Consider the following 24,115-nt stretch of genomic DNA (forward strand, 5'->3'; position numbering starts at 1 on the left):
TCAGTCACCTGCAGCGGGTTCGATTCGAACCTGCGCGTCCGGCTCTGCGTCCGAGCCGTCGACGTTGAGCTCGTAGCCCTCGACGATGTCGGCGGGTTCGAACGGATTGCCGTTGTACTTGAGCAGGCTGGTCAGCTTCTCGCCGTAGCGCCCGAGTTCCTTCTGGATCAGGCCGCGGAACTGGGCCGTGGCGTTCATCTCGACGACCATCGCCTGGTCGACGCTCTCGATGAACTCGGTGAGTTCGGCCTCGGGGAACGGCATCATGTCGGAGACGCCGACGGCCTTGACCGAGTGACCCTGCTCGTTCAGGCGCTCGGTCGCCTCGAGGACGGCGCCCTGGGCCGATCCCCAGGTGATGATACCGAAGTCGGCCGACTCGTCGCCCGCGTACGTCTGGTTCGAGTCGTGTTCCTCGTCGAGTTCGGCGCGGATGGCCTCGAGCTTCTCGAGCCGGCGGTCCATCTGGAAGACGCGGTTGTCGGGGTCCTCCGAGATGTGGCCGGCTGGCGTGTGCTCGTTCCCGGTCGCCAGGAAGCGCCCGCCTTTCTGGCCGGGCAGCGAGCGCGGACTGACGCCGTTTTCGACGTCATGCTGGAACCGGTGGAACTTCCCGGACTCGTCGTGCGGGAGATCCTCGAGTTCGTCCTCGGTGAGCGTCGAACCCAGCGACGGGTCGGGCTCGCGGTCGAGGAAGCTGACGGCGACGTTCTCGTTCTCCCCGCTCAGCTTCTGGTCGTAGATGATGATCGTCGGGATCTGGTACTCGTAGGCGACGTGGAACGCCAGGCGCGTCTGCTCGTAGGCCTCCTCGATGTTACCAGGTGCGAAGACGACGCGCGCGGAGTCACCCTGGCTCGTGTAGAGGGTAAACTCGAGGTCGCCCTGCTCGGGTTTGGTGGGCATCCCCGTCGAGGGGCCGGCCCGCATCGACTCGAGCAACACGATCGGCGTCTCGGTCATCTCCGCGAGGCCGAGGGGTTCGCTCATGAGAGCGAATCCGCCGCCGGACGAGCCGGACATGGCCTTCACGCCGGCGTGGCTCGCGCCCACGGCGAGGGCCGCAGCCGCGATCTCGTCTTCGACCTGCTCGGAGATCCCGCCCATGTCGGGCAGGTTCTGGGACATGATGGTGAAGACGTCCGTCCACGGCGTCATCGGGTAGCCGGCAATGAACCGGCAGCCGGAGTCGATGGCACCGTAGGCGATGGCGTTCGAGCCCGAGAGCAACGCCTGCTCGTCCTCGTGGTCGCCCTCCGGGATGCGGAGGTCGTGCTCGAAGTCGTACTCCTCCGTGACCATGTCGTGGGCGTCGTGGAGGATCTCGAGGTTCGGCTCGAGGATCTTCTCGGGCATGGCGTCGCGCATCAGGTCCTCGATGTGCTCGAGGTCCATCTCCAGCAGCGCCGCCGTGACGCCGACGCCTGCCGTGTTGCGCATGACCTCGCGGCCGTGCTCTTTGGCCATCGCTCGAAGGTCGATCGGGAAGACGTGCCAGTCGTTCTCCTCGGCACGCTCCTCGAGGTCGAGTTCGGAAACATCGTCCTCAGAGAGCAGCCCCGAGTCGTAGACGATGATCCCGCCCTCGTTGAGTTCGTCCAGGTTCTCCGAGAGGGGCTTGATCTCCTCGTTGCCGTAGTAGGCGCCTTCCTTCGGGTTCCGGGCGAAGGAGTCACCGAGTGCGAGGAGGAAGTTGTACCCGTCCCCCCGAGACTGTACCTTGTGCCCCGCCGCGCGGATCTCGACATAGGTGTGGCCACCGCGAATCCGAGACGGATAGTGGCGGTGGGTAAATACGTCGAGGCCCGACCGCATGAGGGCCTTCGCGAAGTTCTGACTCGTCGAGTCGATCCCGTCTCCGGAACCGCCTGCGATTCGCCAGATAAGTTCATGGTCGCTCATGGTGGATAAGCGGCCTCGGTGGCCAGCAGTATGCGGAATTTTGCTCCACCGAACCTAAAGCCTTTGCTATAGATTACCAAGAAACTTTCGTGAAGAATGAGGGTCCGGGCAGGATTTCGTGCCCATTTCCGGCTGTACGTACGGAAAACGCGTTTAAAATTGTAGACAGGTACCAGTCATATCGAGGGTCGAGGGTGACCACTACGAGGCGAAACGGCTGATCACGCCCCGCTCCCGAACGCCCTGGTCGCCACTTCGTCGTAGAGAACCGTCGACGGGGGCTCCGAGAACCAGCCGACGTCAGCAATCTCGCCGTCTCGAGCACGTAGTTCGCCGCCGGCGTATTCGCCGGCGAATATTACGATCAGGTCGTAAATCGGTGGATAATCGGCATCTATCGGACGATGTTCGATCACGTGCACCTCAAGCACCCCCGTGAGCTCACACTCGACGCCCGTCTCTTCCCGAAGTTCCCGACGGCCGGCCTCTCGGTAGGTTTCCTCGGCTTCACGCTTGCCGCCGGGGTCTCCCCAGCCCTCGTCTCCCTCGTTCCGTACCAGCAGCACCGCCCCGTCGACGTTCGTCAACCAGACGCCCGCGCCACCGAGTGCACCCTCCTCGGCCCGCCCGCGCAGGCGTCGATACTGGTCGAGTGCATGCTCCCACGTCTTGTCGACCGTGTCGAACTCGCCGTACTCGCCCCGCAGGTCGGCAATCGACGACTCGACTCGGCTCCTGGTTCGTTCGGTGACGGGAGCGACCATCTCGCGATACTGATGGTGGCGGCCAGTTAGCGATTTCGCTCGAGTGATAGGCGATGAACGAGGACGAGTACGAGTACAAGTGCAAGTACAAGTGCAAACGTGAGCGAAGGCGGACGCAGGACGCGTCACTCGTTGCGCGGATTGCTCGGGTGGTAGTCGGTGTCATACTCGCCGGGCGTTCCATCTACCCGGTCGGGGTTGATCCGGCCCGAGAGCAACGTGAAGTCCACGAGCGTGAGCGCGAGCATCGCCTCGACGACCGGTACCCCACGCGGCGGCAACACGGGGTCGTGACGCCCGATGACCTGGGCGTCCTCGACGACCTCGCCGGTCTCCCAGTCGACGGTCTGCTGGGGCGACGGAATCGAGGTGGGTGCGTGGAGGGTGACCTCGCCGTAGATTGGTTCGCCGCTCGAGATACCGCCCTGGATGCCGCCGTGGTCGTTTTCGACGGGCGTCGGGTTTCCGTCGTCGCCGAACTCCCAGTCGTCGTTTCGCTCCGTCCCCGAATATTCGCGGGCCTCCCGACCCAGCCCGAACTCGAAGGCCGTCGTCGCCGGAATCGCCATCATCGCCTGGCCCAGCCGAGCGGAGAGGGAGTCGAACCGCGGGGCGCCAAGCCCGACGGGGACGCCTCGAGCCTCGAAGTAGATGCTCCCGCCGATGGAGTCGCCCGCCTCCTGGTACTCCTCGATCAGGTCCTGCATCGCCGCGGCGGTTTCGGGGTGGGCACACCGCACGTCGTTCTCCTCGCTGTGCTCGAGCAGATCTTCGAAACTGACCTCGGGCGCCTCGACGTCCCCGATCTGGTTGACGTGGGCCTTGAGTTCGATCCCCTCGCGTGCGAGCAGTTTCTTCGCGACCGCGCCGGCGGCGACCCAGTTCACGGTCTCGCGCGCGGACGAGCGCCCGCCGCCGCCCCAGTTGCGCGTGCCGAACTTCGCGGAGTAGGTGAAGTCGCCGTGGGAGGGGCGTGGTGCGGTGATGAAGGGTTCGTACTTCCCCGAGCGGGCGTCCTTGTTCTCGATGACGAGGCCGATGGGCGTTCCGGTGGTGTAGCCGTCCTGGATCCCGGACTTAATCGAGACCGAGTCGGGTTCGCCGCGGCTGGTCGTGATCATCGACTGACCGGGTTTTCGCCGGTCGAGGTCCGCCTGAATGTCGTCCTCGGTCAGCTCGAGGCCCGCGGGACAGCCGGAGATCGTACACCCCATCGCCTCGCCGTGGCTCTCCCCGAAGGTCGTCACCTGGAAGAGGCGACCGAAGCGGTTGCCGTTCATGGCTGGCTCTCCGTGACGGGCGTACTTATCGGTGCAGGATTGTGCAAGAAGGGGCGATATCGATGGTTGCTGCAGCCTAGCTGATCGGTTGGTCGAGAGCGGTGATACGGAGCGCTCGAGCCTCGAGCCTCGGGTTTTGAGTTACCCGTCGTACGCCGGAATCCCCGTCAGGTCGTGGCCCAGCACGAGCGTGTGGATGTCGTGAGTCCCCTCGTAGGTGTAGACCGTCTCCATGTTCGCGAGGTGGCGCATCGGCGAGTAGTCCGTCGTGATACCGTTCCCGCCGAGCATCTCGCGGGCCACCCGCGACTGCTCGCGGGCCATCCGGACGTTGTTGCGCTTGGCCATCGAGACGTGTTGCGGACGCAGGTCCCCCCGCTCCTTGAGTTTGGCCAGCCGGTAGGCGAGCAACTGTGCGAGCGTAATCTGGGTCGCCATCTCCGCTAACTTGTCTTGCTGAAGCTGGAAGCGACCGATCGGCCCGCCGAACTGCTCGCGGTCGGTCGCGTACCGGCGCGCGGTCTCGAAGCAATCCCGCGCCGCGCCGACGGCACCCCAGGCGATGCCGTAGCGGGCCTGGGTCAGACACGACAGCGGTCCCTTCATGCCCTCGACGCCCGGCAGGACGTTCTCCTCGGGTACGCGAACGTCGTTCAGGCCGATCTCACCCGTGATCGACGCCCGCAGGGAGAGCTTCTCGGTGATCTTGTTCGTCGAGACGCCGTCTCGGTCGGTCTCGACCAGGAACCCGCGGACCGCGTCGCCGCCCGTCTCGTCGCTCGAGCGATCCTTCGCCCAGACGACCGCCACGTCCGCGATGGGGGAGTTGGTGATCCAGGTCTTCGAGCCGTTGAGCACGTAGCCGTCGGCGTCCTTCTCGGCGCGGGTCTCCATGCCCGAGGGGTTCGAGCCGTGTTCGGGCTCCGTGAGGCCGAAACAGCCGACAGCTTCCCCGGCCCCGAGTTTGGGGAGCCACTCCTCTTTCTGTGCTTCGCTCCCATAGGCGTGGATCGGGTACATGACCAGGGCGCCTTGGACGGAGGCCATCGACCGAAGCCCGGAGTCGCACGCCTCGAGTTCCTGCATCAACAGTCCGTAGGCGGTCTCGGAGACGTTCGGGGAGCCGTACCCCTCGAGGTTCGGAGCGTAAAAGCCCATCTCGCCCATCTCCGGGATAAGATCGGTGGGGAAGGTCCCGTTCTCGAAGTGGTCGCCGATATCGGGCGCAACTTCTGTTTCGAGGAACTCGCGGGCAGTATCGCGGATCAGGCGTTCTTCCGCCTCGAGATCGGCCTCGAGGGAGAGGTAATCGAGCATGGGTGTACGTCCGCGAGAGGGCGTGAAAAGAACTCCTATCTCGTCGCAAGTATTGCCTCACCTCCCGCTACCTCTCATGACATGCAGTACTTACACGTCGGTCCAGCACGGATCGGCTGCCATGACATCCCAGCTGGCGGACTCGATACGCTCGTCCGCCGCCGTCGAGCCGCGAGACCTCGAGGCCCTCGCCGACGGAATCGAGGCGAGCGGCGAGACGTCCATTCCAGTTCGCGCACCCGCGACCGACGAAGTCGTGGGCCGCGTTCCAGCCTGTTCCGAGGCCGACGTCGAATCTGCTGTCGACCGTGCCCGTACGGCTCAGTCCGAGTGGGCTGATCGCGAGCCAAAAGCCAGGGCCGCCGTCCTCGACCGCTTCGCCGACCTCGTCCTCGAGCGACGCGAGCGACTGCTCGACCGGGTCCAGCTCGAAACCGGCAAGTCCCGCGTGGACGCCGCCGAGGAGGTGCTCGACGTCCCCGCGACAGCCACCTACTATGCGACTCGAGGGCCAGACATGCTCGCCGACGAGTCGCGCGACGGTGTATTCCCGCTGCTGACCGACGCGCGCGTGACCCACGATCCGGTCGGCGTCGTCGGCGTCATCTCGCCGTGGAACTACCCGCTGACGCTCGCGATTACCGACGCCATCCCGGCGCTGCTCGCGGGTAACGGCGTCGTCCTCAAGCCCGATCAGAAGACGCCGTTCGTCGCCCTCGAGCTGGCCGCTTTGCTCGAGGAAGCCGGCCTCCCACCGGGCGTCTTCGAGGTCGTCACCGGCGAGGGATCGACCGTCGGCCCCGCGCTGATCGACCGCGTGGACTACCTGTCGTTTACCGGGAGCACCGCCACCGGGCGTAGCGTCGCCGAGCGTGCAGGCCGGAACCTGATCGACTGCTCGCTCGAACTCGGCGGGAAGAATCCGATGGTCGTCCTCGCCGACGCCGACCCCGAGACGGCCGCTCGAGGGGCCGTCCAGGGCTGTTTCACGAACGCCGGGCAACTCTGTCTCGCGATGGAGCGAATCTACGTCGAGGCGCCCGTCTACGAGAACTTCCTCGACGCCTTCGTCCGCGAGACGCACGCGCTCTCGCTCGGAACGGCTCTCGAGTACGGCCCCGACGTGGGCTCGCTGATCGACGGCTACCAGCTCGAGCGCGTCGAGGGACACGTCGCGGACGCCCTCGAACGCGGGGCGTCCGTCCTGACGGGCGGCCGTGCCCGACCCGACGTGGGCCCCTTCTGCTACGAACCGACGATTCTGACCGACGTGGCGCCCGACTCGCTGGCGGCCTGCGAGGAGACGTTCGGCCCCGTCGTCTCCGTCGAGCCGGTTCCGTCCGTCGGCCGGGCAATCGAGGCCGCCAACGAGACTGAGTACGGCCTGAACGCGAGCATCTGGACCGGCGACCGACGGCGCGGGATCGAACTCGCCCGCGAGATCGACGCCGGAACCGTGTGCGTCAACGACGCCTACGTCTCTGGCTGGGCGGCCACCGACGCGCCGATGGGCGGCGTCGGGGACTCCGGGCTGGGCCGTCGCCACGGCCCCGAGGGCCTCAAGCGGTATCTCGAAGCGAAGACCATCGCCTCCTCGCGCGTCGGCCCGGCGTGGAACCCACCCGGCGTGCCCGATCGCTGGTTCGTTCGCGGGATGGTCGGCGCCCTGGGCGTCCGAAAGCGACTCTCGAGGTGGTTCCGATGACCGACGCCGACCCGCGAGTCCTCCTGACCGGTTTTCCCGGTTTTCTCGGCTCCGCGTTGCTCGAGCGGTTGCTCGCTCGCGGCGACGGGCCGGTCGCCTGCCTGATCCAGCCCCACTACAGATCGCTCGCCGAACGACGGGCCGCGGAACTGGTCGAAGCGGTGGACGGCATCGACGCATCGTCGGGGCCGATTCGACTGTACGAGGGCGACATCACCGAACCCGACCTCGGCCTCGAGACCGGGGCGTTCGACGCACTCGAGTCCGTTCGCGAGTGCTACCACCTCGCAGCCGTCTACGACCTCGGCGTCCGACAAGACCTGGCCGAGGCCGTCAACGTTCGCGGGACCGAACACGTCCTCGACGCGGCCGAAACGCTGGACGTCGATCGCTTCCAGTACGTCAGCACCTGCTACGTCAGCGGCCGCTACGACGGCGTCTTCACCGAAGCTCACCTCGAAGAGGGTCAGTCGTTCAACAACCACTACGAGGAGACCAAGTACCGCGCGGAGGTGCTAGTTCAGGAGCGGATGGCCGAGGGGCTTCCGACGACGGTCTACCGGCCGTCGATCGTCGTCGGCGACAGCGAAACCGGCGAGACGGGGAAGTACGACGGCCCGTATTATCTGCTCCGCATTTTGGCCGCACAGCCGACGGCGTGCTCGGTCGGCCTGACGCTCCCGGCCTCGAGTCGAACGGAATTCAACGTCGTCCCGCGGGATTTCGTCGTCGACGCCATCGCCCACCTCAGCGCCCACGACGACGCCGTCGGCGAGGTGTACCAGCTCTGCGATCCGACTCCGCTGACGGTGCCCGCATTCGTGGACGCGCTCGCGGACGCGATGGGGCACCGCGTGATCTCGCCGCTGGTTCCGAAGCCAGTCGCCAGAGGGATGCTCGCGGGATTCGAGTCGCTGGGCCTACCCGCGGAACCGGCGACGATCGATTACTTCGATCACCCGACGAGTTACGCGTGTCCGAACACGCGCCGGGCGCTCGCGGGGACGGAACTCGAGTGTCCGCCGTTCGAATCCTACGTCGAGCGACTGGTCGAGTTCGCGCTCGAGCACCCCGAGATCGGCGACGAAGCGATGGTGTGACCGTTTCGCGGTGACGGAGAAAACGGTCGGGCACGGTCGTACGCCGTAGAAAGACCTGCTGAGCGTTTCTCGTCCCGGATCCGAGCCCTACGCGTCCTCGAGTTGCCCCCTCGCCTCGAACGTTCGTCCGTCGAATTCGACCGTTCGCACTTCCCCTTCTTCGTAGCCGAAGGGCCCCAGGGCAGTCCCGCGATCGGTTCGCACGCGAACGCGCTCGATTCCGTCACGGTCCTCGTCGAAAAAGAGCGGCAGGGCATTCCGGAACGCCCGGAAGGGACGCCGTGGAAGCTGTTCGGGAATCAGTCGATCCTCGGCCTTCGCGTCGACGCGCGTCACGGTGAACGTCGCCGGTTTCCGGGCGTCCGCGTAGTTCGGGAGCGTGACGACGGCCTCCTCCCAGCCGTCTTCGACGTCGGCGTCTGCTTCGAGACCCACGTCAAGGTCCGGCGCCTCGAGGTCGAACATCGCGGCATGGGTCTCCTCGTCGAGGCTGTAGCCGACGGAGTACGCGTACCGACCGCCGCCGAGGTGACCGACGGTCCGACTTCCCTCGCACGGCACGGGATCGCCGTGGTAACACTGCAGGGTCGTCTCGTCGACTGCGCCGGGACCCCGCGTCGCGTACGGTGCGTTCCAGGCCCACGGGTACACCGGCAGCCACTCGCCGTCGACCGACTTGTACAGTCGCCACTGGTACGGATTGCCACCCATCGCCTCGCGACTGTGGTTGACCAGCGTGAACTCGAGTTTGCCGGGCGCTTCGATGCGTTCCGTGTCGGGTTCGAGGGAGGCTTCGGTTGTCGGGGTCGCCTCGTGGTACCACCGGATTGTCTCGGCATCGGGAAGGTCGGCAACGCTCTCGCCCGCGAACTGCGACGCCCTATCGGGCCCGGGTTCGTCGGTCGACCAGACGGCGACCTCGAACCCGCCCTCGCGCCAGCCGAAGCGATAGCGCCCCGCCCGAATCGACGGTTCGTCCGCCAGGTGGTGACCCAGCAGGTGGTACACTCCGGTGACCGTCTCCTCCGCCTCGAGGGTGAGCGTGTCGGGAAACCAGTCGTCGCGAACGTCCTCGAGTCGCCAGCGTCCGTTCTCGTCACGGGCGTACCCGGGGATGGATTCGGCGAGCGGGTGGCCCTCGACGGGCGCCAGGTAGATCGCGTTCCGATCGCTGGACTGACCGACTGGCGGATCGTCGAGCACGACCAGTCGCCGGGCCGCGAACGTCTGTTCGTAGGGCTGGTTGTTTGTCACCTCGGCGCGGAGTCTCGCCGGGGAGTCGGGTGTCGCAGGTTCGAGGAAGTCGATTCGCGCGGCGAGGCGGTCGTCCGTGGTGAGCCGGCCGCCGACGACCGCGGCAGTCAGCCGAGCCGTCTCGAAGTCGACGACGGTGACGGTCTCGTTCGGGAACCCAGGACCGTCTCCGTCGCCGTTTTCACCACCGTCACCGTCCGCATCGTCGTTTTCACCAATGTCACCGTTCCCGTCGCCGTCTCCATCGGGTTCACCGACCGACCGGGACGGCGTCTCACCAGACAACAGTTGCGTACACCCCGCCAGGAGGGCGCTTCCACCGACCGCAGCACCGATAAACGCGCGTCGATTCATGTGACGATCCACTGATCAGAACGTCATAAGCTTCGGGCTAGCTCAAAGCGCGATTTCACCGACGTCGCCGCTACTGGGAGACGGCGCAGCCTCGAGCGCACGGCTTTTGGCCGTGCCGTCGGTAGTGGCGGGTATGAACACGAACCTCACGCACCGCCCCCGCCGACTCCGCAAGGACCGAATTCGGGGACTCGTCAGCGAAACGAGCCTCGAGCCGTCGGACTTCATCGCGCCCGTCTTCGTCGACGCGACGGCCGAGGAACGCGTTCCCATCGAGTCGATGCCCGGTCACGAGCGCGTTCCGATCACGGCGGCCGTCCCCCGCGTCGAGGAGGTGCTCGAGACCGGCGTCGAGGCGGTGATGCTCTTCGGTATCCCGCGGTCGAAGGACGCCGAGGGGACTCGCGCGTGGGCCGATGACGGCGTCGTCCAGGAGGCCACCCGCCGGATTACCGCCGAGACCGACGCCTACGTGATCACCGACGTCTGTCTCTGTGAGTACACCGCACACGGTCACTGTGGGCCACTCGAGACGGGGGCGCGCGACCTCGAAGGCGAACGGCATTCCTCGGGCGCGAGCGGTGGCCTCACCGTCGACAACGACGCCACCCTCGAGTCCCTGGAGCGAATCGCCGTCTCCCACGCCGACGCGGGCGCGGAGATGGTCGCCCCGAGCGGCATGATGGACGGGATGGTCGGCGCCATCAGGGGCGCCCTCGATGACGCGGGTCACACCGACGTGGCCGTCATGAGCTACGCCGCGAAGTACGAGAGCGCCTTCTACGGCCCGTTCCGGGACGCCGCCGACGGCGCACCCAGTTTCGGCGACCGCCGCCACTACCAGATGGACCCGGCCAACCGCCGCGAGGCGACCCGCGAGGTCCGCCTCGACGTCGAGCAGGGGGCGGACGTGCTGATGGTCAAACCCGCCCTGCCCTACCTCGACGTCGTGAGCGACCTCCGGCGGGAGTTCGACCACCCCGTCGCTGCCTACAACGTCTCCGGCGAGTACGCCATGCTCCAGGCCGCCGGTGAGAAGGGATGGCTCGACCTCGAGGCGGCCGCCCTCGAGTCGCTGCTCTCGATCAAACGGGCGGGTGCCGATCTGATTCTGACGTACTTCGCCGAGGACGTCGCCCCCCGCCTCTGAGTCGGGTTCGCCGCTATTCGGATTTCACCGCAACTCGGAGGATTCGCCGCACTCGAACTGGCGCCTCGAGTGCGTGTGGCTCGAGTTCGGACGACTCGAATCGACGGTTCGTCGCGCTCGAGCAGGGTTGCTCGGACGTTCGTCCAGTCGCAGTTTCAGGCACCGTGACGACTGGCAACGTTTGTCGCGCGTGAGCCCGAAATCAGCAGTTCCAAACACCTACGGTGGCGACTCGGCCATTCTTGCCGCGAACGGACGCTGACAATCGTCCAGTTCCGGTCGCTCGGGAACCGCGCTGATGGACGGACGGACACCTTAGATCGGTAAAAGGCACATTATATGCTGTATGATTTCACTCTTATAGGAATATATTTGGATATTTGTCAACACTAACCCTTATACGGTACACCAACATCCATATCGAACGTGAGATCCAGTCCAAACATGCGGAAAAAGTGGTCGAAAGTGAACGAACGTCTGCACGATAGCTACAACTCGTTGAAGGTGCTACCATGATCGATGCTGTACCCTTACAGGTCGATCCCGAGGTGCTCGTCGAGGGCGTCAACCTCGTGTGGGTGCTGACGGTCACCTTCCTGATCTTCTTCATGCACGCGGGCTTCGCCATGCTCGAGGCCGGCCAGGTGCGCTCGAAGAACGTCGCGAACCAGCTGACGAAGAACTTGCTGACCTGGAGCGTCGGCGTCACGGTCTTCTTCCTGATCGGTGCGGGAGTCGAGAGTCTCATCGCTGGTGATGAATTTGTGCCAGCCTTCGACGTGGCCGAACCCAACGCGTGGGTCGACTGGCTGTTCGGCGCCGTCTTCGCGATGACGGCGGCGACCATCGTCTCCGGAGCCGTGGCCGGTCGTGCGAAACTCCGCGCGTACGTCGGCTACACCTTCCTGCTGGCGGCGGTCATCTACCCGGTCGTCACCGGCCTCACCTGGGCCGGGAGTCACCTGGCCGTCGGCGGCGTCGTCTTCGAGGACTTCGCCGGCGGCATGATCGTCCACGGGATGGGCGGTATCGCCGGCCTCACCGCCGCGTGGGTCCTCGGCCCACGGCTCGACCGCTACAACCAGGACGGGACGGTCAACGTGATCCCCGGCCACTCGATGACCTTCGCCGTGCTCGGCACGCTCGTGCTCGCCTTTGGCTGGTACGGCTTCAACGTCGGTACCGCGGCGACGGTCTTCGCGCTCGAGGGCGGGGAACTCGTCCTCGGGGACTTCGCCACCGTGGGTCGCGTCGCCATGACGACGACCATCGCGATGGGCTGTGGGGCTATGGGTGCCGGGCTCGTCGCCTGGCTCAAGACCGGCAAGGTCGACACCCTGTACGTCGCCAACGGCCTGCTCGCTGGGCTCGTCGGCATCACCGCGATTCCCCACACGACCGCGTGGTGGGGCGCGTTCATCGTCGGCGGCCTCGCCGGCGCCCAGCTCCCGCTGGTCTTCGGCTTCGTCGAGAACGTCCTGAAGATCGACGACGTCTGCGCGGTGTTCCCCGTCCACGGCTCGGCCGGAGTCCTCGGGACGCTCCTGTACCCGTTCGTCGCCGCACCCGGCGTCGTCGAGAGTGTCGCGAACGCGTTCGCCGCGCAGGTCGTCGGCGTGGTCGTCATCGCCGGCTGGACGATCCTCGCCACGGGCCTCGTCTGGGGCGCGTTCAAGGCGATTGGCCAAGCTCGAGTCATGCCCGAACACGAACGAGACGGCCTCGACGTGAGCGAACACGGCGTCGACACCTATCCCGAGTTCGGCACGCCCGAGGTCGTTGCCGACGGCGGTCCGATCCGGACGGACGGCGGTACTGCAGACAGCGGCATCTGGATGGTCACCGCCATCGTCCGCCCCGACCGCCTGGGCGACGTGAAGACGAACCTCGCCGGAATTGGCGCCCCCTCGCTGACGGTCACGAACGTCTCCGGTCGCGGCTCCCAGCCCGCGAAGACTGGCCAGTGGCGCGGCGAGGAGTACGCCGTCGACCTCCACCAGAAGGTCAAGATCGAGTGCGTCGTCGCTGACGTCCCGGCCACCGAGGTCGTCGACGCGATCCGTGAGGCCGCGAACACGGGCGAACCGGGAGACGGCAAGATCTTCGTCATCCCGGTCGAGGACGCCTGCCAGGTCCGCACGGGGGCGACCGGTCCCGAAGCGGTCTGACGGCGGATCGTAGCCATCCTCGAGACAACGTCGGAACGCTCCCCGAGGCGGGTTTTGAACACACCTCGAGATGAGTGCGAACGTTTCTCGAGATGGACTTCGAACGCCTACCGTGCGTTTTCGCTCGACAGTTCGGCATCGGAACCGGTCGTGACCGTCGACTGTCAGTATACACTACGTTTCAAGAGGGCGTGCGGAATACGTCGACCCGATGCGCCGTTCGCTCACCATCGGTCTCCTGCTCGTCGCGCTGAGCTTCGTCCTCATCGGCGGTCCGTCGGCGTTGCTCTCGCCGTCGACGGAAGACGTCGCACCCGAGACGAGCGAGGACCCCGAAATCGAACTCGTCACCTTCGAAGACTCCGAGAGCGCGATCTGGGCGTACATGAGTCCGAGCAAGACGCACAAGAAACACAGCCCACTCAACGTCTTCGTTCGAGGCGACAGCGACGAGGTCGTCCGCCTGCTCCAGGAGGAAGCCGACGGCGACTGGGAGGAACTCGAGGAAGACGAACAGGACGCCGACGCCGACACCTATGCGGTGTTCGGGGGGAACGAAACGAACGAAACCGACGAAGCCAACGGAACTAACGGAACCGACGAAATCGAGGAAACCAACGAAACCACGAACGAACCCGACGAAGTCAACGGTACCAACGAGACCGACGAAAACGAAACCAACGAAACCGCGAACGAAACTGGACTCGAGTCCATCAACCGGCAGATCGCTACCACCACGAACTGGGGCGAAACCGCGGGCGGGACTCGATACGCCTGGATCGATCCCGGTCCCGACGAGCCAGCCTACTGGGCCACCGAAACAGTGCAACTCGACGACGGCACCTACTACGGTGAGCGGACCCACATCCGGGTCTACGCGAGCCCCAACCCCGACGACCAGTGGGTCGCCATGCAAGCCCACAGCGAGCACTTCGACTGGTTCACCCTCCGCCACCGCGTCGACGGCGTCGAGAACGCCCAACTCGAGGTCGAACGCGAACTCATGGCCCTCCCACAGGTCGATCCGAAGGAGGACGTCGTCCGCCGGAATGTGGGCAACGCCGGCCCATCCGACGCCGATGGCTGGGCGACCAAAGTCGATCTGGTGGGTCTCTTCGTCCTTCCAATCTTCGGACTCGCCGCCGGACGAGAAATCGTCGAGCGCACTCCCCAGCCCCTCGAAGACCGTCTCACGGAGGTCGACAAGCGCCGACTCGCCGCCGCCTACGACCGGATCGAGGTTGGCCACCCCATCCTGGCGGGGACCATTATCGCGCTGTTCCTCGGCGTTCGCGTCGCCGGCATCGCCCTCGAGCAGTGGGCCACGTTCCTCACGATGCACAACATCGCGGCAATTCTGTATCCAGTGATCGCGCTGGGCATCCCTATCGCCACCTACCTGATCGCCCGCGGCCTCGAGTCCAGGCTCGACGCGGCCGTCGCGGCCTCGATCTCGCTCGCGGCAGCGATGTGGATCGACTACGGAATGGTCGGTGTCAGTTCGCTCCCCATCGACGTCGTGCTCCAGCGGATGCTCGTGATCGTCGCCATCGGGCTCATCGCCGGCGGGGCCGCCCGACGAGCGACTCGGGACCGCGTCCTCAACGACATGCTGCTGGTCGGCGTCGCGATGTGGGGGCTCGTGCTGGTCGGCACGCTGTTCGGGTACTTCTGAACGCAGCGCCGTCAGCTAGCACTCGAGGCCGAGCGAAGGGCGAAGGCTTCGAGGCTGGAAATAGCGTAACGCGACTCAGTCGTCTGCTTGCGCCGGTTCAGGATCGGCACTCGCTCCCGCCTCGAACGCGTCGTCCTCGAGTCGCGGGAAGTGACCGATGGTGTCCTCGCGGAACGCGTCTTCGTCGAACGTGTAGTCCTCCTCGAAGAAGTCGACGACCGTCTTGGCGTCCTGCATCGCGTTTTTCAGACTGGTCGAGGCGCCCGGCGAGGGCGTGATGTTGAAGATGATGTCGTCGCCGACGATCTTGGCCTCGCCCATATCGAGGGACTTCTTCTTCGTGTCGACGATCTGGGGGCGCACGCCGCCGTAGCCCTTCGCGCGCTCGATGTCCTCGAGTTCCGCGCTCGGGACGACCTTCTGGACGTGCGGGAGGAACGACTTTGGGCCGACCTCGGGGAGGTCGTAGACGAGGTTCCGGAGCACGTACGGCAGGAGGATGCGATCGGAGAGGATGTTGGCGTAGCTGGCGAACGCCGCGACGTTCAGCCCGAACACGTCGAGGAAGTCCTCGACCGTCGAGAGGCGACCGCGCTCGAGCGTCGGCACGAGCTTCGCAGTCGGCCCGAAGCGGGTGATCGAGGGGTCGTGGACGTCCGCGTCGCCGTGGACCGCGGCGAAGGGGAGCTTCTTCATCTGGAGCGTGTAGACCTTGCCGTTGAGGAAGTTCTCGGCCAGGAAGAAGCTACCCGCGATGGGGAGCAGAACCTTGTCCTCGCCGTAGCCCAGTTCCTTGGCGATCTGGAGACTGTGTGAGCCGGCGGCGACGACTGCGACCTCGCAGTCGAACTTGCCGCGGGCCGTGTCGAGGGTGTAGCCGTCGTACGTCTCGGTCAGATCGGTGACCTGGGTGCCCGTGAAGACGTCGACGCTGGCTTCCTCGCGGGCGTTGTCGACGAGCGATTTGGCGACCTCACCGTAGTCGACGACGTAGCCGTCGGGCGTCTGCAGGGCCAGCAAGTCTTTGGCGGGATCGCGACCCTCGACGACCTTCGGCTCGAGTTCGCCGATTTCCTCGCGACCGATCGGGCGTAGCTTCGAAAAGAGGTCGCCGAAGCCCTCGTCGTGGTAGCGGGCCTCGAGTTCGGCGACCTCGTCGTCGCCGACGCCGAGTACCATCTTCGAGCGCTTCGAGTGAATCTCGCGGTCCGGGTCGTGGTGCTCGAGGTAGCCGGCGAGGATCTCGGCGCCTTCCTTGACCTTCTCGGCCTTCTCGAGGGTGTAGTTGGTCTCGATGTCCCCGAAGTGCAGGGTCTGGGAGTTGTTCGTGTGGTGGGAGTTGATCGCCGAGATTTCGGCTTCCTTCTCGAGCAAGGCGATCGACTCGATGTCGGTGAACTTCGCGGTCGTGTAGAGCAACGACGCGCCACTGATTCCACCGCCGACGATAACGAGGTCGTATTTGCCTGACATGCGTGGTACTGGTGGTTGTCTGAACTACGGACCTTCTACGGTTTAAGTCATGTTTTATCGGCACGTGTGCCATCAACGATCGTCAGAAGGCGTTTCGACGATCGTAGAAGAAACGGCAACTGACATCGAACGAATCAGTCTGCTCCGACGATCGAACAGGTCAGTCCCGTCCGTGCCTCGTCACGCATCGCGAGAGCCCGATCAACTCCACGGGTTCGGAGTTGTCGGGCGAGTAGACCACCATCTGCCCCTTCTCCATGTAGGGGACTTTCGACTCGAGGTCGCTGGGAATGTTGACGCTCTTGATCGCGTCCTCGTCGCCCAGGTTGAGGACGACGGTGGTGTTGATCTGTTTGAAGACCGCATCGTGGATGTCCTGGGGGTCCTGGGTGATGAGAAAGAGTCCCAGCCGTTCCTTCCGGCCCTGTTTGGCGGCCTCGGTGAACTTCGCGATGACCTTCCGGGCCTGCACGCTGTCGGCGTCGGTGAGGAAGTTGTGCGCCTCGTCCATTCCCAGGATCAGCGGCGTCTCCTTGATCCGATCGAAGTCCGGGTCGTTCGACAGCTTCTGGTCGATCAGGAGGCTCGAGAGCGCGAGGACGACGGCCTCCGTCGCCCGCGAGTCGTTGATGTGGTAGGTCGGAACGACGCTGAGCTGGCCGGGGGCGACGAACTCCGAAATCAGGTCCGTGATCGGCCGTGCATCCTGGTCGAACACGTCGTCGAACCCGAAGACCCGCCGCCGGACGGCGTCGTAGGTCGCCTCGTGGACCCGGCCGGACTCGTCGAGTTCCTCCCGCAGGGCCGGGTCGTCGAGGAAGGATTTGAAGCCCGCGTAGCTCGCGCTCGACGTTTCCCTGAAGTACCGGTCGAGCAGGTACGTGAGTCCCCCGTACTGGTTGTCGTTGAGCGACCCGCCCGAGACCAGCCACGGTCGGGAGCGACACATCGAGAACGGGATGGTGAACTCGACTTGTTCGGCGCGGTGATGACCTGCGGCGTAGCTCGAGTCCCCCACTTTCGGGACGAACGCCGTCGTGTCGTCGTGCCCGCCGTAGGCGATGCCCTCGCGCTCGAGACGACGGGCGAAGTCGTCCTCTAAATCGGGGTTGTCGTCGTGCATCTGGGCGTACTCGTCCTGGGGATCGAACTGGACGACCGCGGGCGTGACCTCCCGGCCGTCGGCCATCGGATACCGGCGCTCCTCAGACAGGTACTGCCGGAGGATGTTCTTCGCACCGTGGGTCTTCCCGGAGCCCGTCCCGCCGGCGATCAGCGTGTGCCGGAAGACGAGCGGGTCGCCCGAGTCGTAGTCGTCCTTCAACCGGTAGTCGATGGTCGGTGGCGAGGCGTTCGTGCGTACCTTCTCCCCGCCGACCGAGAGGTGACCCAGGAAGACGCCCTCCTCGGGCATCTTCAGCCCCGTCTTGATCTCGTCGGTGTCGCTCGCTTCCTGGATCACCGTTTGGGGTTTGGGCACGCGGTCGGTCATCCGGCGCTTGAGTTCGCCATCATCGTCGTAGAGAACGGCAATCGGCTCGAGTTCCGCGACGAACTTGAAGTCCGCCTCGTCGTCGGGGTCGAAGCCGCCCCCGTTCATCGCCCGCCGGGCGTGAATCTCGGTCGCGTCGTCGGCGTGGTACTGCTGGGCGTACTCGAGGCCCGCGATCTGGCAGAACAGACGCTCGCCGTCGGGATAGCTCGCGAGGACGTACGTTCCCAGCCGAATATCGGAGCGGTTGTCGGCGGTCACGTACGCGCGGAGGGTCGTCTCGTCGCCGTCCGTCGAGACGCGCAAGCCCTGCGAGACGCAGATGGTCCCGATGCCGCTCTCCCGGCCGCGTGGTTCGACGGCCGTTCGCTCGAAGTCGCTCTCGGTCGTCCCGCTACTCGTGTCCGCGTCCGCGTTCGCGCTCGCAGACGCCGACTCCGCCGTTTCCGACTCGTCGTCGGCCACCTCGCTCGAGGCGTCGGCGTCGAACGCCTCGAAGTCACCCAGGTCAGTCATACACTCAGGTCAACTGATGGGAGCTACAAACGCGTTTCCCTCCGAACGTTCAGGAGTCAAAAAGGTTCCTCTCAATCGACAGCCGCGTTTGGGACCCTGACGAATCGAAAATCCGGCGTTGCGTTCGGATAGCGACCGATCGTCCGGTCGCTCGAGGCCGAGGCGAAAACGACAGCGGGCACCGACACCCTCGACGAAGTGACGGATACGGTCGCTCGAGCGCGTGACGCGGCCGCGTTCGGTTCCAACAGGCGAGTGTCTGCCGTTGACTTAACCGAGGCGGACGCCGAGAAGCCGTATGACTTCACCGGACGTACGGACCCGTCGACGGTTTCTTCAACTCGGTGCCGCGGCGAGCGCGACGGTCGCGCTCGCCGGGTGCGCCGGACCGTCGGGCGACGCCGAACCCGAAGCCGAGGAGGGAACCGGAAACGGACAGGATCGGAACGCGGACGACGAACACGAGGCGACCGAGGAAAACGAGTCGAACGGCACGGGCGACGCGATCGGAGCGGAGGAGGAGACTGACGCCGAGCGCGAGGCGGAGAACGATACCAATGGCGCCGAGAACGAGACGGGCGGCGATGGAAACGAGACGAGCGCCGACGACTGGGGAGACGTCGACAGCATCACCCTCGGCGCGAACGAGAACGGGTGGAACGGCCGCTCGCCCGGCCTCATCGAGGGCGAGACGAATCCGACCCTCGAGCTGTACGCCGGACGGGAGTACGAACTCACCTGGGTCAACAACGACGGCCAGCAACACGAGTTCGTCATCGTCGGCGAGACGGGCCCGCTCGAGGGGACGGAAGCCGACGACGAACAGTCCGAATCGTACGCCCTCTCGTTCGAGGCCACGGCGGACATGGTCGAGTACCAGTGCGGAATTCACACCGAATCGATGACCGGTGATATAGTGATCCACGAGGCGTAGCGTCACTCTCATTGCTGTCGCGGCTCGAAACTCCGAACTCGCCGCCACCACGCGAACTATTCCGCCCTACTCGCTCACGGCTAATCGAGACTCGAGCGAACCTCCTCTACCGGAATCCGGTGCGTACAGGTGAACGGCTCATCGTCGGTTTCGGGCGAGAGCGTGATCGTCGCCTCCTCGGGGACCGTTTCGACGATTTCGTCGAAGTCGTACTCGGCGGGTGGACACACGATGTAGTCACCGTCGCTGTCCGTCTCGGTTCGGACGGTGATACCGGCGTCCCACTCCTCGCCGTATCCCGAGGCACCCGCGGAAATCCACCACACACCCGAGTCGGTGAGTTCGAGGTCGACTCGTTCGTCTGCCGCCTCGAGGGCGATCTCGGCGGCAGCCCTGGCACATTTTTGGTGGAGGCGATCCGTTTTCTCGACGGTAACAGTTTCTTCGATTGGTTCCGCCTGGCCGAGGGACCGTCGCTGATTGTACTGACGACAGGATCTGGAGTCTTCGTACGATTCATCGTCATCGGAGGACGACTCGTCTCGAGTGGCGTCGTCGTTTCCGGATGCGTCTGCCCCTTCGGATTTATTTTCGTCTTCGGGGAACCCTTCGCCGTCGAATGAACTGTCACCGTCGTCACTATCGGAATCGTTCGTCCCGGCGGTTCGTTCTGGACTGGTAATTTCGGTTCGCTCACCGAGACAGCCCGAAAGTACGACAGCACCGACGCTCCCGAGGAGCGTGCGGCGGGAGGGATTCGTCGCCATATTCAAAATCCCTAAATGACGCCATAAGTCTTCAGGTGGCTCGAGCGCTCGCTTTCGGGCGAGTGGAGTCGCGGGAACGACGAGAAGGGGGACACGCTGGTTCCTGTAGCAGCAGTGACTTCGGTGAACGATATTCGTCTCGGTGATACCAGCGGGGGGATGGTCGATGGAACGATCGTTCGAGCTGTACGCGACTTCGGGCGCCACCGCAACGCGGTGGACACCACTCCAGCGTGTAGGCCACATTACTTGCCATTCGATAGTAAGAGTAGTGCCGTGATTACCCGAAACTCGAGGGAACAGAAGCGACCAGCGAACAGTGTCCGAGAAACAGTGTGGTAAGTGAGTGAGGATCGACCTACTCGAGACGCGCCTGAATCAGGTCCTCGAGATCCTCACGCAGCTCGTCGACGGCGACCTCCTCGAGCACGGGCACGAAGAAGCCCTCCACGAGCATGTTGCGCGCGAGTCGCGGGGAGACCCCGCGCGAGGTCATGTACAGCAGGTCCTCCGCGTCGATCTGGCCGACCGTCGCGGAGTGACTGGCCTCGGTGTCGTGGTTGTTGATGATGAGCTTCGGCGAGGCGTCGGCTTCGGACTCGTCGCTCAACATCAGGGTGTTCTCGCGCTGGTAGGAACTCGTGTCCCAGGCGTCCTTGCCGACGTCCTGAACGCCCTCGTAGACCGAGCGGGCGGTGTCGTCGGTGACGCCGCGGGTCACGAGGTCTGCGGTCGTGTGCTCGGCGCGGTGCCAGACCTTCGCGTCGATGTCGAAGTGCTGGTCGTCGTGGCCGAAGAAGGCGCCGACGATCTGGGTCTCCGAGGAGTCCCCGGAGAGCAGCGTCGAGGTCTCGGTCTTCGTGAGCTTCGTCCCGATGTTGCCCTCGATCCAGTTGATCGTGGCGTAGGTGTCGGTCTCGCCGCGCTTGGCGCTGAAGCAATAGGAGTCCTCCGAGAGGTTCTGGAGGCTCCCGTACTGGACGTAGCTGTTCTCGCCGGCGGCGATCTCGACGATGCCGCTGTAGTACTGCTCCTCGTCGAGTTCCGTCCCGGTGGACTGGCGCTCGAGGATCGTCACCGAACTCGAGTCCTCGGTGACGACGAGCGTGTAGTTGAACAGCGACCGGGAGTGCATCTCGGTCCGGATCGTGACGTCCTCGGCGTCGACGCCCTCGGGGACGTAGATCACGGTCCCGGTGCTGAACAGCGCCGTCGACAGCGCCGTCAGGTAGTTCTCCTGGGGATCGACGATGGAACCGAAGTGCTCGCGCACGAGGTCCTCGTGCTCGTCGATCGCTTCCGCCCACGGGAGCACGTCGACGTCGTCGGGGCCGACCTGGTCCTTCTCTTCAGCAGCGTTGAGCGGGTCGACCAGGGACTCGAAGTCGAGCCCGTGGAGGTTCGTCCAGTTGCGACCCGGCGTCCGGATCACGTCCGGCATGTCCAGTTCCTCGAGGGCTTCGAGGGCCTCGAGACGGGTCTCGAGCATCCACTCGGGTTCCTCGAGGTCCCCCGAAATCTCGCGTACCTGTTCCGGCGTCAGATTGGCGTGTACCTGCGTGCTCATGTTATCCGAGGCTTCCCTCCATCTCGAGTTCGATGAGACGGTTGAGTTCGACCGCGTACTCGATCGGCAGTTCCTCCGTGATGGGTTCGATGAACCCAGCGACGATCATCTTCTTGGCGTCGTCGTCGTCCAGCCCACGGGACTGGAGGTAGAAGATGTCCTCGTCGCCGATCTTGCCGACGGTGGCCTCGTGGGCGACGTCGACCTTCGACTCCTCGATCTCCATGTACGGCATGGTGTCCGAGGTCGACTCGTTGTCGAACATCAACGCGTCGCACTCCACCGCGGTGGAGGAGTTCTCGGCGCCGTCGGCGATGTGGACGAGTCCACGATAATTGGTGCGGCCGCCGTCCTTCGAGATGGACTTCGACTCGATCGTCGACTTCGTGTCCGGCGCGTTGTGGTAGACCTTCGCGCCGGTGTCGATGTTCTGACCCTCGCCCGCGAACGCGATGGTGATGTGGGTGTCGGTCGCGCCGCGACCCTTGAGGATCGAACACGGGTAGAGCATGGTGGCCTTCGAGCCCATCGAGCCCGAAACCCACTCCATCGTCCCGTCGGCCTCGACGATGGCGCGCTTGGTGTTGAGGTTGTAGGTGTTCTTCGACCAGTTCTGCACGGTGGAGTACTGGACGTGTGCGCCCTCCTTGACGAAGACTTCGACGCCCCCGCTGTGGAGGTTGTGCTTGCCGTACTTCGGGGCCGAACAGCCCTCGATGTAGTGGACCTCCGAACCGGGTTCGGCGACGATGAGCGTGTGCTCGAACTGGCCCATCCCCTCGCTGTTCATCCGGAAGTACGCCTGGACGGGCATCTCGACCGTGACGTCCTCGGGGACGTAGACGAACGAGCCGCCCGACCAGACCGCGCCGTGAAGCGCGGCGAACTTGTTGTCGCTCGGGGGGACGCAGGTCGTCATGAAGTGTTCCTTGACGATCTCGGGGTGCTCCTTGACCGCCTGGTCCATGTTCATGAAGATGACGCCCTTCTCCTCCCACTGTTCTTGCATGTTCTGGTAGACGACCTCGGACTCGTACTGCGCGCCGACGCCCGAGAGCGCCTTCCGCTCGGCTTCCGGAATGCCGAGCTGTTCGAACGTGTCCTTGATATCGTCGGGGAGTTCGTCCCAGTCGTCGACGCCTTCGCGCTTGTCGACGTCCGGGCGGATGTAGGGGACGATTTCTTCGATGTCGAGCTCGGTCAGGTCCGGCTGGCCGGGCCAGTCCGTCGGGAGCGGCATCGCGTGGTACTGCCGAAGCGCGCGCAGGCGGCGCTCGCGCATCCAGTCGGGCTCGTCCTTGTCGTCGCTGATGAGGTTGACGACTTCTTCGGTCAACCCCTTCCCCGATTTGACGGCCGAGCGCTCTTCTTTCTTGAACTCGAACCTAGCTTCGGTGTCGGTGTCTTTGAGGTGGTCTTGTTCTGAACTCATGATTGGTGTATGTAGTTGGTTGCGGCCCTGGCGTTATGACGGTTCGCCTAGGCAGATTTGGTTACGCGGTCTCGTAGACCTCCTCGCGCACCCAGTCGTACCCCTTGTCCTCGAGTTGCTCGGCGAGGTTGGCATTGCCGCTCTTGACGACCTGACCGTCGAGCATAATGTGGACGCGGTCGGGTTCGACGTAGTCGAGGATGCGCTGGTAGTGCGTGATCTGGAGGATGCCCGTGCCCTGGTCGTCGCGCAGGGAGTTGATCCCATTAGAGACGTCCTGGAGGCGGTCGATGTCGAGCCCGGAGTCGATCTCGTCGAGGACGGCGATCGAGGGCTCGAGAATCGCGGCCTGGAGCACTTCGTTCTGCTTTTTCTCCCCGCCGGAGAAGCCGGCGTTGAGGTAGCGGTGGGCGAACTTCTCGTCCATGTCGAGCTGTTCCATCTTCTCCCGGAGGAGCTCCTGGAACTCGGAGACGCCGATCTCGCCCTCGTCGGCGGGGCCTTCCATCGGCGACGTGGTGGGCGTGTCGTCTGCTTCTTCTTCCTCTGCTTCCTCGTCTTCGTTCTCGAACAACTCCTCGCGCTCCTCGATCTTCGCGTTGAGCGCCGTCCGCAGGAAGTTCGTCATCGTAACGCCCTCGATCTCGGCCGGGTACTGGAAGCCGAGGAAGACGCCCAGCGCTGCGCGCTCGTTGGGCTCGAGCTCGAGCAGGTTCCAGGTGCGCTTGTCCTCGGGAATGTCGATCTCGTCGCCGAACTCGTCCTCCTCGAGGTGGAGCAGGACCTCACCCTCGGTGACCTCGTAGGCCGGGTGGCCAGCGACGATCTTCGAGGTCGTCGACTTCCCGGAGCCGTTCGGTCCCATCAGGGCGTGGATCTCGCCCGAGTTGACCTCGAGGTCGACGCCGCGCAGGATCTGTTCGTCGCCCTCAGCTACTTTCGCGTGCAGATTTTTGAGTTCTAGGCGTGCCATATGATCGGATACCTCTGTCGTCTCGAGAGTGGGGCGTGAGCCTGATAATGGTTTCGTATCTGAGTGGATGATGTGCCGATTTGAGAAGATAATTTTCTGAAAGAGAAAGGACTGGCGAGGGGTCGAGAACGCCCGTATCCGTTCTGGAACGCGAGGCCCGACGCTGTATTAGCCGAGCACGGTAGGTACACCGTCGTCCGCATAACTGGTAACCGAACGGGCTAGCATATTCGTCGTCCCCGCACGGCGTGTCCTGGCTCGGTCTCGCTCGAGACGATGATGCCCCCGGAAC

General features: G+C 64.8%; 17 protein-coding genes. 6 read left to right on the forward strand and 11 right to left on the reverse strand.

Going from position 1 to position 24,115, the window contains the following annotated elements; translation table 11 throughout:
- The 4 genes from J1N60_RS19340 to J1N60_RS19355 form a co-directional block, all read right to left on the reverse strand.
- A complete protein-coding gene (locus J1N60_RS19340) occupies nt 1-1,902 on the reverse strand; it encodes a 2-oxoacid:acceptor oxidoreductase subunit alpha (RefSeq protein ID WP_312909625.1) in 1,902 nt (633 codons plus the stop codon).
- A gap of 221 nt (nt 1,903-2,123) precedes the next feature.
- The gene (locus tag J1N60_RS19345; RefSeq protein ID WP_312909627.1) at nt 2,124-2,666 is read right to left on the reverse strand and encodes an NUDIX domain-containing protein; all 543 of its coding nucleotides are present in this window, start codon (nt 2,664-2,666) and stop codon (nt 2,124-2,126) included.
- Between the two features lie 125 nt (nt 2,667-2,791).
- Nucleotides 2,792-3,946, reverse strand: coding sequence for a chorismate synthase (gene aroC, locus J1N60_RS19350; RefSeq protein WP_312909629.1), 1,155 nt, complete (start codon nt 3,944-3,946; stop codon nt 2,792-2,794).
- Nucleotides 3,947-4,087: 141 nt separating this feature from the next.
- A complete protein-coding gene (locus J1N60_RS19355) occupies nt 4,088-5,263 on the reverse strand; it encodes an acyl-CoA dehydrogenase family protein (protein WP_312909631.1) in 1,176 nt (391 codons plus the stop codon).
- A 121-nt stretch (nt 5,264-5,384) separates the two neighbouring features.
- Between J1N60_RS19355 and J1N60_RS19360 the strand changes: the two genes are divergently transcribed.
- A complete protein-coding gene (locus J1N60_RS19360; protein ID WP_312909633.1) occupies nt 5,385-6,968 on the forward strand; it encodes a succinic semialdehyde dehydrogenase in 1,584 nt (527 codons plus the stop codon).
- Nucleotides 6,965-8,068 carry an SDR family oxidoreductase gene (locus J1N60_RS19365; protein WP_312909635.1) on the forward strand — a complete coding sequence of 368 codons (1,104 nt, stop codon included), beginning with the start codon at nt 6,965-6,967 and terminating at the stop codon, nt 8,066-8,068. The genes J1N60_RS19360 and J1N60_RS19365 overlap by 4 nt, the downstream gene beginning before the upstream one ends.
- An 87-nt stretch (nt 8,069-8,155) precedes the next feature.
- Here J1N60_RS19365 and J1N60_RS19370 read toward each other — a convergent pair whose 3' ends face one another.
- Complete coding sequence (locus tag J1N60_RS19370; RefSeq protein WP_312909637.1) at nt 8,156-9,676, reverse strand: hypothetical protein; 1,521 nt, start codon at nt 9,674-9,676, stop codon at nt 8,156-8,158.
- Between the two features lie 133 nt (nt 9,677-9,809).
- Between J1N60_RS19370 and hemB the strand changes: the two genes are divergently transcribed.
- From hemB to J1N60_RS19385, 3 genes are all read left to right on the forward strand, one after another.
- Nucleotides 9,810-10,826 carry a porphobilinogen synthase gene (gene hemB / locus J1N60_RS19375; RefSeq protein WP_312909639.1) on the forward strand — a complete coding sequence of 339 codons (1,017 nt, stop codon included), beginning with the start codon at nt 9,810-9,812 and terminating at the stop codon, nt 10,824-10,826.
- A gap of 512 nt (nt 10,827-11,338) precedes the next feature.
- Nucleotides 11,339-12,994, forward strand: coding sequence for an ammonium transporter (locus J1N60_RS19380; RefSeq protein ID WP_425499310.1), 1,656 nt, complete (start codon nt 11,339-11,341; stop codon nt 12,992-12,994).
- Nucleotides 12,995-13,205: 211 nt separating this feature from the next.
- Nucleotides 13,206-14,669 carry a hypothetical protein gene (locus J1N60_RS19385; protein WP_312909641.1) on the forward strand — a complete coding sequence of 488 codons (1,464 nt, stop codon included), beginning with the start codon at nt 13,206-13,208 and terminating at the stop codon, nt 14,667-14,669.
- Between the two features lie 75 nt (nt 14,670-14,744).
- On the opposite strand, the gene J1N60_RS19390 is transcribed toward J1N60_RS19385, so the two are convergent.
- On the reverse strand, nt 14,745-16,142 hold the full coding sequence (locus tag J1N60_RS19390; protein ID WP_312909643.1) for an FAD-dependent oxidoreductase: 1,398 nt from the start codon (nt 16,140-16,142) through the stop codon (nt 14,745-14,747).
- A 160-nt stretch (nt 16,143-16,302) separates the two neighbouring features.
- On the reverse strand, nt 16,303-18,150 hold the full coding sequence (locus tag J1N60_RS19395) for an ATP-binding protein (protein ID WP_312909645.1): 1,848 nt from the start codon (nt 18,148-18,150) through the stop codon (nt 16,303-16,305).
- 298 nt (nt 18,151-18,448) lie between these two features.
- On the opposite strand from J1N60_RS19395, the gene J1N60_RS19400 reads away from it, so the two are divergent.
- Nucleotides 18,449-19,084 carry a hypothetical protein gene (locus J1N60_RS19400; RefSeq protein ID WP_312909647.1) on the forward strand — a complete coding sequence of 212 codons (636 nt, stop codon included), beginning with the start codon at nt 18,449-18,451 and terminating at the stop codon, nt 19,082-19,084.
- A gap of 80 nt (nt 19,085-19,164) precedes the next feature.
- On the opposite strand, the gene J1N60_RS19405 is transcribed toward J1N60_RS19400, so the two are convergent.
- The 4 genes from J1N60_RS19405 to J1N60_RS19420 form a co-directional block, all read right to left on the reverse strand.
- Complete coding sequence (locus J1N60_RS19405; protein ID WP_312909649.1) at nt 19,165-19,851, reverse strand: hypothetical protein; 687 nt, start codon at nt 19,849-19,851, stop codon at nt 19,165-19,167.
- A gap of 358 nt (nt 19,852-20,209) precedes the next feature.
- Entirely contained in the window at nt 20,210-21,418 is a 1,209-nt protein-coding gene (gene sufD / locus J1N60_RS19410) for a Fe-S cluster assembly protein SufD (RefSeq protein WP_312909651.1), read from the reverse strand.
- Nucleotide 21,419: 1 nt separating this feature from the next.
- Nucleotides 21,420-22,850 (reverse strand): Fe-S cluster assembly protein SufB, encoded by a 1,431-nt coding sequence (gene sufB, locus J1N60_RS19415; RefSeq protein WP_253430038.1) that lies wholly within the window; start codon nt 22,848-22,850, stop codon nt 21,420-21,422.
- Between the two features lie 61 nt (nt 22,851-22,911).
- The gene (locus J1N60_RS19420; protein ID WP_312909654.1) at nt 22,912-23,823 is read right to left on the reverse strand and encodes an ABC transporter ATP-binding protein; all 912 of its coding nucleotides are present in this window, start codon (nt 23,821-23,823) and stop codon (nt 22,912-22,914) included.
- Nucleotides 23,824-24,115 lie beyond the last annotated feature (292 nt).

Origin of the sequence: Natronosalvus caseinilyticus (assembly GCF_017357105.1) — an archaeon.
Taxonomy (GTDB): domain Archaea; phylum Halobacteriota; class Halobacteria; order Halobacteriales; family Natrialbaceae; genus Natronosalvus; species Natronosalvus caseinilyticus.